Origin of the sequence: Streptomyces lucensis JCM 4490 (assembly GCF_014650035.1) — a bacterium.
GTDB classification, from domain to species: Bacteria; Actinomycetota; Actinomycetes; order Streptomycetales; family Streptomycetaceae; genus Streptomyces; species Streptomyces lucensis.
On record NZ_BMUE01000002.1, the window covers coordinates 307,331 to 321,612 of the forward strand.

12 protein-coding genes are annotated in these 14,282 nt (G+C 73.5%); 8 read left to right on the forward strand and 4 right to left on the reverse strand.

Annotated elements, in window-relative coordinates; all coding sequences use genetic code 11:
* Positions 1-6 precede the first annotated feature (6 nt).
* The 7 genes from IE177_RS35695 to IE177_RS05570 all read left to right on the forward strand — a co-directional run bounded on the left by IE177_RS35695 (position 7) and on the right by IE177_RS05570 (position 8,098).
* A complete protein-coding gene (locus IE177_RS35695) occupies positions 7-2,097 on the forward strand; it encodes a GTPase (RefSeq protein ID WP_373305046.1) in 2,091 nt (696 codons plus the stop codon).
* A 293-nt stretch (positions 2,098-2,390) separates the two neighbouring features.
* The gene (locus IE177_RS05545; protein ID WP_190013604.1) at positions 2,391-2,873 is read left to right on the forward strand and encodes a single-stranded DNA-binding protein; all 483 of its coding nucleotides are present in this window, start codon (positions 2,391-2,393) and stop codon (positions 2,871-2,873) included.
* A 238-nt stretch (positions 2,874-3,111) separates the two neighbouring features.
* Positions 3,112-4,518, forward strand: coding sequence for a Cys-Gln thioester bond-forming surface protein (locus IE177_RS05550; protein WP_373305028.1), 1,407 nt, complete (start codon positions 3,112-3,114; stop codon positions 4,516-4,518).
* Between the two features lie 76 nt (positions 4,519-4,594).
* Positions 4,595-4,768, forward strand: coding sequence for a hypothetical protein (locus tag IE177_RS05555; protein ID WP_190013605.1), 174 nt, complete (start codon positions 4,595-4,597; stop codon positions 4,766-4,768).
* 556 nt (positions 4,769-5,324) lie between these two features.
* Positions 5,325-6,989 carry an energy-dependent translational throttle protein EttA gene (gene ettA, locus IE177_RS05560; RefSeq protein WP_190013606.1) on the forward strand — a complete coding sequence of 555 codons (1,665 nt, stop codon included), beginning with the start codon at positions 5,325-5,327 and terminating at the stop codon, positions 6,987-6,989.
* A gap of 6 nt (positions 6,990-6,995) precedes the next feature.
* Positions 6,996-7,424 (forward strand): acyl-CoA thioesterase, encoded by a 429-nt coding sequence (locus tag IE177_RS05565; RefSeq protein ID WP_190013607.1) that lies wholly within the window; start codon positions 6,996-6,998, stop codon positions 7,422-7,424.
* Complete coding sequence (locus tag IE177_RS05570; RefSeq protein ID WP_190013608.1) at positions 7,421-8,098, forward strand: DUF8185 domain-containing protein; 678 nt, start codon at positions 7,421-7,423, stop codon at positions 8,096-8,098. The genes IE177_RS05565 and IE177_RS05570 overlap by 4 nt, the downstream gene beginning before the upstream one ends.
* Positions 8,099-8,209: 111 nt before the next feature.
* On the opposite strand, the gene IE177_RS05575 is transcribed toward IE177_RS05570, so the two are convergent.
* On the reverse strand, positions 8,210-8,614 hold the full coding sequence (locus IE177_RS05575; RefSeq protein ID WP_190013609.1) for a globin: 405 nt from the start codon (positions 8,612-8,614) through the stop codon (positions 8,210-8,212).
* Positions 8,615-8,713: 99 nt separating this feature from the next.
* Here IE177_RS05575 and IE177_RS05580 point away from each other — a divergent pair, with 99 nt between their 5' ends.
* Complete coding sequence (locus IE177_RS05580) at positions 8,714-9,691, forward strand: methyltransferase domain-containing protein (protein WP_190013610.1); 978 nt, start codon at positions 8,714-8,716, stop codon at positions 9,689-9,691.
* A gap of 18 nt (positions 9,692-9,709) precedes the next feature.
* Here IE177_RS05580 and IE177_RS05585 read toward each other — a convergent pair whose 3' ends face one another.
* From IE177_RS05585 to IE177_RS05595, 3 genes are all read right to left on the reverse strand, one after another.
* A complete protein-coding gene (locus IE177_RS05585; RefSeq protein ID WP_190013611.1) occupies positions 9,710-11,455 on the reverse strand; it encodes an FHA domain-containing protein in 1,746 nt (581 codons plus the stop codon).
* Positions 11,456-11,512: 57 nt separating this feature from the next.
* Entirely contained in the window at positions 11,513-12,856 is a 1,344-nt protein-coding gene (locus tag IE177_RS05590; protein ID WP_190013612.1) for a vWA domain-containing protein, read from the reverse strand.
* A 100-nt stretch (positions 12,857-12,956) separates the two neighbouring features.
* Positions 12,957-14,282 carry a PP2C family protein-serine/threonine phosphatase gene (locus tag IE177_RS05595; protein WP_190013613.1) on the reverse strand — a complete coding sequence of 442 codons (1,326 nt, stop codon included), beginning with the start codon at positions 14,280-14,282 and terminating at the stop codon, positions 12,957-12,959.

The window sequence follows — 14,282 nt, forward strand, 5'->3', positions numbered from 1 at the left end:
GACGGCCTGACGTCGTGCCCGGCGGAGGAGGCGCCGAAGCCCCGCTCCGGCGGGGAGCCGCCCCAGCCCCGCCACGCGGAGGAGGCACCCCAGGCCCGCCACGCGGAGGAGGCACCCCAGGCCCGCCACGCGGAGGAGGCACCCCAGGCCCGCCACGCGGAGGAGGCACCCCAGACCCGCCACGCGGAGGAGGCGCCGGAACCTCGCTCCGGTGAGGAGGCGCCGAAGCTCCGTCCCACCGGCGCGGACCCGGAGCCCCACCCCGGCGACACGGCACCCGCACCCCGGTCCGCGGAGGGCGCGACGATCGGCACCGACCCCGCCGCCGGCCTCGCCACCGACCCCGCCGTCGACCCCGACGCCGAGTCCTCGGAAGCATGGGACGACGGGCTGATCGCCCGGCGTATCACGGAGGCCAACGCCGCGGCCCTGGCCGCCGAACGGACCTCGGCGCTGGAGACTTCGAGCCGCGGCCCGGGCAGCGGTCACAACCCCGCGCCGCTGGCGTACGACGGCCACCTCCGCTCCCGCCTGGACGCCCTGCGGGAACTCGTCGGACTCTCCCGCGCCCGGCTCGACCGCCGTACCCTCACCGAGGCGGGCCGCGTCCTCGACGAGGCGACCGCCCGCCGCAAGCTCTCCGGCCGCCACACCGTCGTGGCCATCGCGGGGGCGACCGGCAGCGGCAAGTCGCAGCTGTTCAACTCCCTCGCGGGAGTGGCCATTTCCGAGACCGGCGTACGCCGCCCGACCACGGCCGCCCCCATCGCGTGCAGCTGGAGCGACGGCGCGGCGGGCCTCATCGACCGGCTGGGCATCCCCGGCCGCCTGCGCCGCCGCCCGCTCCAGAGCCCGGAGGCCGAGGCACAACTGCGCGGGCTGGTCCTGGTCGACCTGCCCGACCACGACTCCGCCGCCGTGCAGCACCGCGAACAGGTCGACCGGATCCTCAAGCTGGTCGACGCGGTGATCTGGGTGGTCGACCCCGAGAAGTACGCCGACGCGGTCCTGCACGAGCGCTACCTGCGCCCCATGGCCGGGCACGCGGAGGTCATGTTCGTCGTCCTCAACCAGGTCGACCGGCTGCCCGGCGACGCGGCCGACCAGGTCCTGGACGACCTGCGGCGGCTGCTGGACGAGGACGGCGTCGCGCTCGGCGAGTTCGGCGAGCCCGGTGCCACCGTGCTCGCGCTGTCCGCGCTCACCGGCGAGGGCGTCGGCGACCTGCGCGAGGCACTCGGCGAGTTCGTGGCCGAGCGAGGCGCGGCGTCCCGGCGGGTCGCCGCCGACGTGGACGCCGCGGCGGCCGAACTGCGGCCCGTCTACGTCACCGGGCGGCGGGTCGGCCTCAGCGAGGACGCCCGCGAGGAGTTCGCCGCACGGCTCGCCGACGCGGTGGGCGCCATCGCGGCGGGCGAGGCGGCCGAGCGCGCCTGGCTGCGCAACGCCAACCGCGCCTGCGGCACCCCGTGGCTGCGGCTGTGGCGCTGGTACCAGGGCCGTGGCGAGCCCACCACGGGCCGCACTCCGGTGCGCGTGCAGGCCGCCGACGAGGAGGCCACGGCCCGCCAGCGCGTGGAACAGGCGGTCCGTACGGTCTCCGACCGGGCCTCGGCCGGTCTGCCCGCGCCCTGGGCGCAGGCGGTGCGCGAGGCGGCCGTACGCGGCTCCCAGGGGCTGTCGGAGGCGCTGGACGAGCTGGCGGCGCGGGCCGGACTGCCGCCGGGGCGTCCGCCCCGTCCGGGCTGGTGGCCGGTGGCGGTGCTGGTCCAGGCGTCCATGACGCTGCTGCAGGTCGTCGGCGGGCTGTGGCTGGTGGGTCAGATCGCCGGTGTCATGTCCCCCAATCTGGGCGTGCCGGTGCTGCTGATGGCGTGCGGGATCGTCGGCGGGCCGCTGGTGGAGTGGGCCTGCCGGATGGCGGCCCGGGCGCCCGCGCGGCGCTACGGCCACGATGCGGAACGGCGATTGCGGGAGGCGGCCGCGAGCTGCGGCCGGGCCCGGGTCCTCGATCCGGTGGCGGCGGAGCTGCTGCGGTACCGGGAGGTGCGGGAGCAGTACGGGCGGGTGGCACGGACCGGGGCCGCGGTGGGCTGAGCAGGGTCCCCGGGCGACGGCAGAGTGAGGGCACCCGCCTGGGTGACGGGGTTTTCCACAGGTGAGGTGGTCCTCCACAGCGCTCAGCGGGCTCGGCCCGGCGGAGGCAGTCTGAGGTCACGGCGATCGCACGGCGGGTCCGGCCGGATGGACGGCGGACGTGCGGGCGGTCGGCGGGACGTGCGGACGCGTACGGCATTCGTACGCGTCCGCACGGCAGACGCAGCCGTACGGGACGGGCCCGTACGCGTGTCCGCCCCGGCCGCGGAAGGCCGGGGGAGGGGAGCGAGGACGTGAACGAGACCATCGTCTGCGTGGTGGGCAACGTGGCCACCCCACCGGTGTACCGGGAGCTGCCGACGGGTCCGTCGGCCCGGTTCCGGCTGGCCGCGACCGCCCGCTACTGGGACCGGGAGAAGAACGTCTGGACGGACGGGCACACCAACTTCTTCACGGTGTGGGCCAACCGCCAGCTCGCGGTCAACGTGACCGCGTCGGTGGAAGTGGGCCAGCCGGTCGTGGTCCAGGGCCGGCTGAAGGTGCGTACGGAAGTGCGCGAGGGCCAGCAGCAGTGGGCGTCCGCCGACATCGACGCCGTGGCGGTCGGTCACGACCTGACTCGCGGCACCGCGGTGTTCCACCGCGCGGCCAAACCGGAGCCGCCGTCGACGGCCCGCCCGGAACCGAACTGGGAGACACCGCGGTCGGCGGCGGCCCCGGACGTCCGGGACGGTGAGCCGGCACAACCGGGCACGGACACAGCGCTGGTGACGTAACGTCAACAGGCGCCTGCGTATGGTCGTTGGCCCGTGCAAACCGGTGGATTTGTCGATAAGCCCAGCTCACGGAACGCCCTCGCGATAACGATTGCGGATCGGATCGGTCATCGGATGATCCGACCGGCAGGGGAGGCTGCGCGTGATCCATAGGATGCCGGGCGTGCCCCTCGGGGCTGCTGATGCTGCTGGTGGGACCGTCCCCCCGTCCAACGGGTCCTGCGCGAAGGGGAACTCTGTGTTTGCTGCGCTGTCCGGGATCCGCCGGTCCGCCCGAGCGGCCCGCCTGGCCGCCACCACCACGGTGACCGGTCTGGTGGCGGCAGGTGTGCTGTCCGGCGCCGGTGCGGCCGTGGCCGACGGGACCCCGCAGACCCAGGGCGGCGCGACGGCCACGATCAACGGTCTCAAGACGTACGGCCAGGCCGTGATCCACGCGGACGGCGAGGACCAGCGGGTGACGGCGGGCCTGTTCGAGATGTCCGTGGACGGCGGCGGCGCCCTGCAGACGTACTGCGTCGACCTCCACAACCCCACGCAGCGGGACGCGCACTACCGGGAGACGGCCTGGAGCGCCACCTCGCTGGCCGCCAACAAGGACGCCGGCAGGATCCGCTGGATCCTGCAGAACTCCTACCCCCAGGTCAACGATCTCGCCGAGCTGGCCCGTCGGGCCGGAGCCGGCACACTCACCGAGCAGGACGCGGCGGCCGGCACCCAGGTGGCCATCTGGCGCTACTCGGACGGCGCGAAGGTCGACGCCGTCGACCCGCAGGCCGAGAAGCTCGCCGACTACCTGGAGAAGAACGCCCGGAACAGCGGCGAGCCGCAGGCCTCCCTCACCCTGGACCCGCCCGCGGTCTCCGGGCGGCCCGGCGACCTGCTGGGACCGGTGACCGTGCACACCAACGCGGGCACGGTCGCGGTCGCCCCGCCGGCGGACGCGGCCACCGACGGGGTGCGGATCACCGACAGGACCGGCAAGGTCCTCACCACGGCCAGGAACGGCAGCCGGCTCTACTTCGACGTCCCCGAGGACGCGGCGGACGGCACGGCCCAGCTGACCGTGCAGGCGTCCACCACCGTGCCGGTGGGCCGCGCCTTCGTCTCCGACAGCCGGAGCCAGACCCAGATCCTGGCCGGTTCCAGCGAGTCGACGGTCTCCGCGACGGCGACGGCCTCCTGGGCGGCCGAGGGCGCCATACCGGCGGTGTCGGCGCGGAAGAACTGCGCCAGGGGCGGCGTCGACATCACCGCGGCCAACAAGGGGGACCAGCCGTTCACCTTCGAGCTGATGGGCGCCGAGCACACCGTCCCCGCGGGCGCCTCCCGCACGGTGAGCGTCCCGCTCCAGGAGGACCAGGCCTACGACTTCACGATCACCGGCCCGCACGGCTTCAGCCACCGCTTCACCGGCATCCTCGACTGCAAGACGCAGGGCGCGATCAGCACCGAGACCACCCAGGTCCGCAACCAGCCCAGCCCCGCCACGGTCGGCGGCACCGCCGCGGACACCACCGACCTGGCCGCCACCGGCAGCAGCGCGATCACCCCCCTGATAGCGGGCGTCGCCATCGGCCTCGTGGTGATCGGCGGCGCGGTCCTGGTCATCCTCCGCCGTCGCGAGACGACTCCGCGCGGCTGAGCGGCCCCGTCCGTCCGCCCCGGCGGTTCGCCGGCTCCCTCAAGGGCACTCGGCCGGAGAACGCGGAGGTACCGACATGAGTACCGGGCAGAAGGTCAAGGCCAAGGCCGAGCAGGTCGCAGGAAAAGCCGTACGGAAGGTGGCCCACGCGGTGCACAAGGACACCCTCGCGGCAAAAGGCGCCGCCCTCGAAGCACGGGGCAGGATGCGGGGCGCGAAAGAGGGAGCCAAGGGCGCCTTCAAACACTGACACCTGCCGGCGCAAGGGCCCGACCTGCGATCGGGCAGTGATTCCTCCGGCCGGGGGGGGATCGGCTGGCACCGAAGAGCACAGCTCAGAAGATCCTCAAGCTTCTCGCCATAGCTGACCACAGCACCACGAGAGATGGCATGGTGATCCCCAGAGGGCCGCGATCATGAATCCAGAGGCGGCCGCAGTCGATCGGTGGGGGAGACGCACATGTTCGGGACGATGCCTTTGGGCGCCAAGATCACCATAGCCGTCACGCTCATCGCCGTCTTGGGTCTGGCTCTCGCCGCGTTCCGCTGGTCCAGAGCACGGAACAGGTGAGCCGGCCTGGGCCGTCTCTGGGCCGCCGGCTGGTGCTGAGCACGCATCGCAGGTGGCGGCCGTCGGACGAGTGGCGGGGTGATCATCTCTGGGCTGCCAGGCGAGCGGTGCTCGCCACAGACGAAGCCCCAGGTCAGCGGGTCGGGACCATATGGGTTTCCCCCCAGGGGTGGCGGTCAGGCAAGATGGGGTGTATCTGCCCACTGCCAGATTTCAAGCTGCCGGACGGTTTCTCTTGGCTGAGTTCATTTACACCATGCGCAAGGCGCGCAAAGCGCACGGCGACAAGGTGATCCTCGACGACGTCACCCTGAGCTTCCTGCCGGGAGCGAAGATCGGTGTCGTCGGTCCGAACGGTGCCGGTAAGTCGACCGTGCTGAAGATCATGGCGGGGCTGGAGCAGCCGTCCAACGGTGACGCCTTCCTGTCGCCGGGTTACAGCGTCGGCATCCTGCTGCAGGAGCCGCCGCTGAACGAGGAGAAGACCGTCCTGGAGAACGTCCAGGAGGGTGTCGCCGAGATCAAGGGCAAGCTCGACCGGTTCAACGAGATCGCCGAGCTGATGGCGACCGACTACTCCGACGCGCTGCTCGACGAGATGGGCAAGCTCCAGGAGGAGCTGGACCACGCCAACGCCTGGGACCTCGACGCCCAGCTGGAGCAGGCCATGGACGCGCTGGGCTGCCCGCCCGGCGACTGGCCCGTCACCAACCTCTCCGGTGGTGAGAAGCGCCGCGTCGCGCTCTGCAAGCTGCTGCTGGAGCAGCCCGACCTGCTGCTCCTCGACGAGCCCACCAACCACCTCGACGCCGAGTCCGTGAACTGGCTGGAGCAGCACCTGGCCAAGTACCCGGGCACCGTCGTGGCGATCACCCACGACCGGTACTTCCTCGACAACGTCGCCGAGTGGATCCTCGAACTCGACCGCGGCCGTGCCTACCCGTACGAGGGCAACTACTCCACGTACCTGGAGACCAAGGCCACCCGTCTCAAGGTCGAGGGCCAGAAGGACGCCAAGCGGCAGAAGCGGCTCAAGGAAGAGCTGGAGTGGGTGCGGTCGAACGCCAAGGGGCGCCAGGCCAAGTCCAAGGCCCGCCTCGCCCGCTACGAGGAGATGGCCGCCGAGGCCGACAAGATGCGGAAGCTGGACTTCGAGGAGATCCAGATCCCGCCGGGCCCGCGCCTGGGCAGCATCGTCGTCGAGGTCGACAAGCTCAACAAGGCCTTCGGCGAGAAGGTCCTCGTCGACGGCCTCAGCTTCACGCTGCCGCGCAACGGCATCGTGGGCGTCATCGGTCCGAACGGCGCCGGCAAGACCACCCTGTTCAAGATGATCCAGGGCCTGGAGACGCCGGACTCCGGTGACATCAAGGTCGGCGAGACCGTCAAGATCTCCTACGTCGACCAGAGCCGCGAGAACCTCGACCCGAAGAAGACGCTGTGGGAGGTCGTCTCCGACGGGCTCGACTACATCAACGTCGGCCAGGTCGAGATGCCGTCCCGCGCGTACGTGTCCGCCTTCGGGTTCAAGGGCCCGGACCAGCAGAAGCCGACCGGCGTCCTGTCCGGTGGTGAGCGCAACCGCCTCAACCTGGCGCTGACCCTCAAGCAGGGCGGCAACCTGCTGCTCCTCGACGAGCCCACCAACGACCTCGACGTCGAGACGCTCTCCAGCCTGGAGAACGCCCTGCTGGACTTCCCCGGCTGCGCCGTGGTCGTCTCCCACGACCGGTGGTTCCTGGACCGGGTCGCCACGCACATCCTCGCCTACGAGGGTGAGTCGAAGTGGTTCTGGTTCGAGGGCAACTTCGAGTCGTACGAGAAGAACAAGGTCGAGCGGCTCGGCCCGGACGCCGCGCGTCCGCACCGCGCCACCTACAAGAAGCTGACCCGGGGCTGATCGGTCTTGCGCCACCTCTACCGCTGCCCGCTGCGCTGGGCGGACATGGACGCGTACGGTCACGTCAACAACGTGGTCTTCCTCCGCTACCTGGAGGAAGCCCGCATCGACTTCCTGTTCCGGCCGGACAAGGACTTCAAGCAGGGGTCGGTGGTGGCGCGCCACGAGATCGACTACAAGCGTCAGCTCGTCCATCGGCACCACCCGGTGGACATCGAGGTGTGGATCACCGAGATCCGTGCCGCCTCCTTCACGATCGCCTACGAGGTGAAGGACGCGGACCTCGTGTACGTGCGGGCCTCCACGGTGGTCGTGCCGTTCGACTTCGAGACCCAGCGGCCGCGGCGGATCACCGCTGAGGAACGCGAGTTCCTGGAGGAGTACACGGACGCCGCCGAGAACGCGGAGGCCCCGGGGGAGGCCGTCGCCGCATGACGGTGCTGCACCTCGCCGACGAGACGGAGGCGGCGGACCTCATCGCCTTCCTGTCCCGGCTGCTCCACTACGACCGTGGAGCAGCCGTACGCCTCCAGGCGGCGGGAACGGCACTCGCCGTCTTCGGACGGCCGCCGTCCTTCGAGGTGGTCGCGGTCCGCGCGGTGCGGCTGGCGAAGCCCTACGAGAACGGGCTCGACGTCACCCTCGACGTGACCGTCTCCGCCGGTGAGCTGCTGGAGTCCGTGGACGAGCGGGCGGCCACCGCCGCCGTCCCGGGCGCGGTCACCGGTCCGCCGTGGGCCGGTGTGCTGCCGCCGCGCGGCGGCTGGCGGCCGGAACCGGGGCTGCCGGCCCCCGCGGAACTGCGGGCGGCCGTCGCCGCGGCGGTCGCCGAGTTCAGGGCCCGCACCGACGAGCTGGCACCCGAGTCGCGCACCCGCGCCGAGCTGGACCGGATCGGGCGGGACATCTGGTCCCGGGAGACGGGGCGGACCCGGCTCCCCGTCCGGGCCGTGCACGCGGCGCAGTCCCTGGGCTTCCTGCGGCCCGGGACCGAGGCGGCCGACACCGGGCTGTTCTCCTCCGGGGCGTGGCTCAGGCTGCGCACCCCGTACGGGTCCGTCGCCGTCCGGCGCGCGGGACTCGGGACGCTGGGCATCAGCGTCCGCTGAACCGTGGGCCGTGGGCTGTGAGCCGTGGGCCGTGCCCGGACCGGCCACGAACGTTCCGTGCGGTCCCCCGGTCCTCCGAGGGCGGCCGGTCGGGCGGCCGGTGACGGCCGGTCAGTCCGGGGTGTTCACCATCGACGCGGCGGCGTACGTCAGGTAGTTCCACAGCGTGCGCTCGTGCTCCTCGGACAGGCCGAGTTCGTCCACGGCCACCCGCATGTGCCGAAGCCAGGCGTCGTGCGCCGCCCGGTCCACGGTGAACGGTGCGTGCCGCATGCGCAGCCGGGGGTGGCCGCGGTTGTCGCTGTAGGTGGTCGGGCCGCCCCAGTACTGGATCAGGAACAGGGTCAGCCGCTCCTCGGCCGGGCCCAGGTCCTCCTCCGGGTACATCGGCCGCAGGAACGGGTCCGCGGCGACCTCCTCGTAGAAACGGTGGACGAGCCGGCGGAAGGTCTGCTCCCCGCCGACCTGCTCGTAGAAGGTCTGCTGCTGAAGAGTGCCGCGCCGAATCTCGGTCACGTCGGAAGCCTCACAATGTCCGGCGATTGCAGTACCCGTCCATGGTCTCAGACCGGGCGGCCCAGGACTCAAGCCCTAGGACCCCCCTACTGTGGATCCATGGGCGCCTACGACATCGAGATCGAGGGGCTGGCCGCCGAGGCGCGGGCCGCGCTGGTGCGGGAGATCGACGCCGACGGTGCCTGGGCGGAGGACCCGGTGTGGCGGGAGGCGTTCGCCCAGGTGCCCCGGCACCTGTTCGTGCCGTACTACTACGTCGCCGGCCGGGGCGGCTACGAGCGCCGCTGGGGCCAGAGCCCGAACCCCGAGGCCCGTGAACGCTGGGTGCGCGGCGCGTACGACGACGTGCCGCTGGCGACCCGGCTGCGCGACGGCGAGCTGCTCTCCTCCAGCAGCCAGCCCTCGCTGATGGCGCGGATGCTGGTCGCCCTGCGCGTCGAGGACGGCGACCGGGTCCTCGAAGTGGGCGCCGGAACCGGTTACAACGCCGCTCTGCTCGCCCACCGGCTCGGCGACGACGACCTCGTCACCAGCATCGACCTGGAGCCGGAGATCACCGAGTCGGCCCGGCAGCACCTGGCCGCGGCGGGTCACCACCCGGTCGTCGTCACCGGCGACGGCGCGCGCGGGGTGCCCGAGCGCGCCCCCTTCGACCGGGTCATCGCCACCTGCGCGCTGCCCACCGTGCCGCGCGCCTGGCTCGCCCAGTGCCGCCCCGGCGCCCGCGTCCTGACCCCGCTGTCCACCGGCCTGCTGACCCTGACCGTGCGGGACGGGGAGCACGCCGAGGGCCGCTTCCTGCCCTCGGCCGCCTACTTCGTGCCCCTGCGCGGCGAGGGCCGGGCGCACCCGGACGGGATGTCCCTGGCCGGGCTGCCGGACCGGGCCCGCGAGCAGGAACTGTTCCGTTTCCTGCTCGTCCTGCTCCGCGGCACCCTCGACCCGCGGGAGGCGTACGGGCTGTGGGAGCGCGAGGGCGAGCCGGACCGCGGGCGGTACGGCGTCACGGTCGCCGGTGAGCGCGCCTGGGCGTGGCTGGACGACCCGGAGGGGCCGTACCTGTGGCCCCTCCCCTGACCGTGCCGGAGACCGTGCTCAGCCGCGGCGGACGGTGATCGTCGTCCAGGCGCCCACGTGCACCCGGTCGCCGTCCTGCAGCGGGACCGGCACGAACGGCTGGATCGGTTCCTCCGAGCCGTTGACGGTGGTGCCGTTCGTCGAGTTCTGGTCGACGACCGCCCAGGTGCCGTCCGCCTGCTGCACCAGCACGGCGTGCTGGTGCGAGACTCCCGGGTCCTCCGGCGGCACCGACAGGTCGATGTCGGGGGTGTCGCCGGTGGAGTGCCGGCGGCGGCCGATGGTGACCTGGTTGCCGGTGAGCGTGCGCTGCTGTTCGGGCGAGTACGCGGGCAGGTTCAGGCCCGTGGCCTCCGGGCCGGAGCGCTGCATCATCGCCATGAAGTACTCGCGGTCCGGGCCGATGGTCGCCGTCCAGGTGGCCGGCTGCTGCGGGAAGCCGGGACCGCCGGGGGACTGCGCGCTGCCGGGCTGCGGGTAGCCGTACCCGCCGCCCTGACCGCCGGGACCCTGACCCGGTCCGTGCCCGGACGGGCCGGTGGCCGACGGCGGGGAGAGCACCCAGTCGTCGTCACCGCCGCCGAAGGAGGGGCCACCGGAGGCCGGACCGCCGGCCGGGGGCCGGCCGCTCTCGCGCGGGAACGCGGGCGCGGCGGGCGCACCCGACTGCCGGAACGCCTGATGGGCGCCGCCGGGACCGGCGGACGGGTTCGGTCCGGGCGGGGGCGGCACCGGACGCGAGGGGTCGGCGCCGAAGCCGGGACCCTGGCCGGGGTTGCCTTCGAAGCCGGAGGGGCCGCCCGATCCGGGGCCTTGGCCCTGGCCGGGGTTGCCCCGGAAGCCGGAGGGGCCGCCGGAGCCCGGACCTTGGCCGGGGCCGCCGCCGAAGCCGGAGGGGCCGCCCGATCCGGGGCCTTGGCCCTGGCCGGGGTTGCTGCCGAAGCCGGAGGGGCCGCTGGAGCCCGGGCCCTGGCCGGGGCCGCCGCCGAAGCCGGAGGGGCCGCCCGATCCGGGGCCTTGGCCCTGGCCGGGGTTGCTGCCGAAGCCGGAGGGGCCGCTGGAGCCCGGGCCCTGGCCGGGGCCGCCGCCGAAGCCCGAGGGGCCGCCCGAACCGGGCCCCTGGCCCTGGCCGGGGTTGCCGCCGAAGCCGGACGGGCCGCCCGACCCGGGGCCGCCCTGGCCGCCGCCGAAGCCCTGCGGCGGTCCCGGCGGTCCCGGCGGTCCCGGAGGACGCCGGTCGCCGCCGAAGCCGGACGGGCCCGAGTTGCCCGAGGGGCCCGGTGAGGTCGGCGGGCCGGACGGGCCGCGGTCGCCGCCGAACGGCGTCGGGCCGGAGGGCTCGCTGTGGAAGGACGGGATCGGCTCGGCGGGCCGGTTCACCTGCGAGGGCCGCGAGCCCTGGTACTCGTACGCGTCACCGCCGCCGTAGGTGGCGCTCGGCGGCTCGAAGCGGGGCTGCGGCGGGCGCGGGGCGGCCGGCGTGTAGGAGGTGGCCGTGTTGGTCAGGAAGTTCCACCGGCACTCCTCGCAGAAGGGCGCACCACCCTCACGGGGCGTACGGCACTGCGGGCACAGCTCCGGCTCGTGGCCGCCGGAAGCGGGCGGGCGTCCGCCGGGCTGGGCGCCCTGCGGCGGCGGGAAGCCGTAGCCACCCGCGGGCGGGGGCGGCGGCGGGGGCGGAGGTACGGCACCGGCCATGCGGTGACCGCAGACCTCGCACCAGTCGTCGGAACCCGACTGGTGTCCGTTCGGGCAGGTCGGCATGTCGGCGCTTCCCCTTCTCCTAAGGGTCCGTCTGGATCGCTCGAATCGCTTCCAGGGTCACTTCTTTACACGGACAGTCTTTGTCGACCGGGTCTCCAGAGTCATCTCATCGGCCTCCGCGACCCTGGTCTTCAACCGCACAGTACCTGTCGCGGCGTCGACCACGTCCACCACCTTCGCAAGCAGTTTCGCAGTATCGGCGTTCCCCGAGGCGCTCGCGAGCTGAACCGCGCGTCCGAGTTTGGCCGTTGCCCTCTCGAAATCGCCCGCTTTGCGAAGGTCGAGGCCTTGCTTGATGGCTTGGGCCAGTTCGGCCTGCCCCGTGTAGTGGGCGACTTGGGGGCTGATCGAGGTGGAGGCCGCCATGTCGTCGGTCCACACGGCCCGCACGAGCCCCTGCGCGCCGAGGTTCTGTACCGTTCCGTCCGCTTGTGGGACGACCAGGGAGACCCGGGCGGCGAGCATCTCCTGGCCGAGCCCGGCCGGCGGGACCTGGACGCACAGGTGGTAGTCGCGGGACTCGTCGCCCCAGGACCCGGTGGGGTAGTCCCCGGCGCGTGGCCCGGCCTCGGTGCGCCGGCCGCTCAAGTCCTCGACGGAGGGCGCGACTTGCTTGACGAACTTGATCGTGGTGCCGACCGGCGTCCACACCCGCAGACAGACGTCGGCGACCTCCTTGCCCATCGCCGTCTCCATCATCCGCGTGAAGTCGGCGGTCAGGCCCGCCGGGTCGGCGACGATGTCGGCGGTGCCGAGCAGCGCGGAGGCGATGCCTGTGACTTCTTTCACTTCCCAGTCGGTGCCCACGCCCCGCGCGTCACAGGTGAACCGGCCCGCGCACGCGTCGAGGGCCCGCCGCAGTTCCTCGGGCGACTCGTGCTCGTTGCGCCCGTCGGTCAGCAGGATGCCGTGCCGGATGGTGACGTCCGCCGAGGACAGCAGCCGGTCGGCGAGCCGCAGCCAGGTGCCGATGGCCGTGCCGCCGCCCGAGCTCAGCCTGCTCAGCGCCCGCTTGGCCTGGCCCCGGGTGGCGTCGTCGGCGACGGCGAGCCGCCCGCCGCCCGGGTAGATCTCCGTGGCCACGTGCGTGCCGCCGATCACCGCGAAGTGGGTGCCGTCGCGCAGGGTGTCGATCGCGGCGGCCGTGGCGCTGCGGGCGCCCCGCATCTTGTCCGGCGGGTACTCCATGGAGCCCGAGCAGTCGACCATGACCGCCACGGCGGCGGAGGGCCGCTGCCCCGGCGGGTGGACGGGCGCGGCGACGGAACCGCCGACGGTGCCGCCGCCCGTCGCCGTGACCGTCACGACGGCGTTGACCTCCCGGCCGCCTTCGGGCAGGTACTCGTTCTGGTAGACGTCCACCGAGAACCGCGGCACGTTCGGCTTCGCGAAATTGGCCATGCTTGATCAGATCCCCCTGTGACGCCCCGCTGACGCGGGGCACTGCGTGTGGACGGACCGGTCCCCTCCGGTCCGCCGGCTTCCCCGTGGTGGTACGGCCTCAGGCCGATCCTGCCCCCTGGGACGGCGCGGGGAACGGCAGGACCGCCACTGTTACGTTGTCGTGGCCCCCGCCGTCCAGGGCGTGGCCGACCAGCACGCGGGCGCTGTGCAGCGGACGCTCCGTCGCGTCCGGGGGAACGATCTCGGACATCTCCTCGGCCGTCTCCGCGTAGTTCCACAGGCCGTCGGTGCACACCACCACGACGCCGGGCCGGTCCGGCTTGAACGACGCGGTGTGCGGCTCCAGTTCGTAGGCGTCCGCACCCAGCCACCCGGTGATCGCGTGGGCGCGCTCGTCGGCGTACGCCTCGGCCTCGCTCATCAGCCCGGCGGCGACCATCTGCGCGGCCCAGGAGTCGTCCTCGGTCAGCCGGGCCGGGGGCGCGCCGCGGTCGGCGGGCACCCAGTAGACGCGGCTGTCGCCGACCCAGCCGACGACCAGCAGGCCGTCGGTGACGACCGCGCCGACGATCGTGCAGGCCGGGGCGTTCTGGTGCGGGGCGTGCTCGCGGTCCGCGGCGCCCTCCCCGGCGAGGGCGTCGACGGCCTGCCCGGCGGCGACGATCGCCTCGTGCATGGCCTGCTGCGGGTGGGTGCCGCGCGGCAGGGCGGCCAGCAGCGCGTCCCCGGCCGCCCGGGAGGCGGCCAGGGAGGCGTCGTCGGGGCGGGTCGCCGAGGAGACGCCGTCGCAGACGACGGCGAGCGCGGCGGGCGTGCCGTCGGGCAGCGTGGTGTGGCCGACGGCGAAGGCGTCCTCGTTGCGGTGGTGGCGCAGGCCGCGGTCGCTGACGGCGGCGACCGGACCCGACTCGCGCTCCATGTGGTCGCGTTCGCGGGGCTGGGCGTGCCCGCAGTTCTCGCAGTAGCCGTCGCTGTCCACCCGGCCCGCCCGGCAGGCCACGCAGACCTGTGCCGGATCGCCGGCCGCGGGGTCCGGCGCGGCGGCCGCGGGTCCGGCGGCCGCCCGCGGGTCGGGCGCCTGCAGCGGGTACTCGTCGGGCTCCGCGGGCCGGTCGAAGCGGACACCGGGCGCGGCCGGTTCCCCCGGCTGCAGGGGTTTGCCGCCCGAGTCGGTGCCGGGCAGGTCGGCCGGCAGGTGCGGCGCCGGCGAGGTGCTGTCCGAGCCGGGCGGCTCGGGAGCCGGCCAGTCCACGCCGTCCCCCTGCACGGGGGAGGCCATGGCGAGCGTCGGATGGTCCTGCTGGGGGGCGGCCACCACCGAGAGGTCGTGACCGCACGCCCCGCAGAAGTGGTCACCCGGCTCGACGGGTTCCGCGCAGCTCGGGCACTTCGGCGGTGCGGCCTGCTGGGGCATCTGCGACAT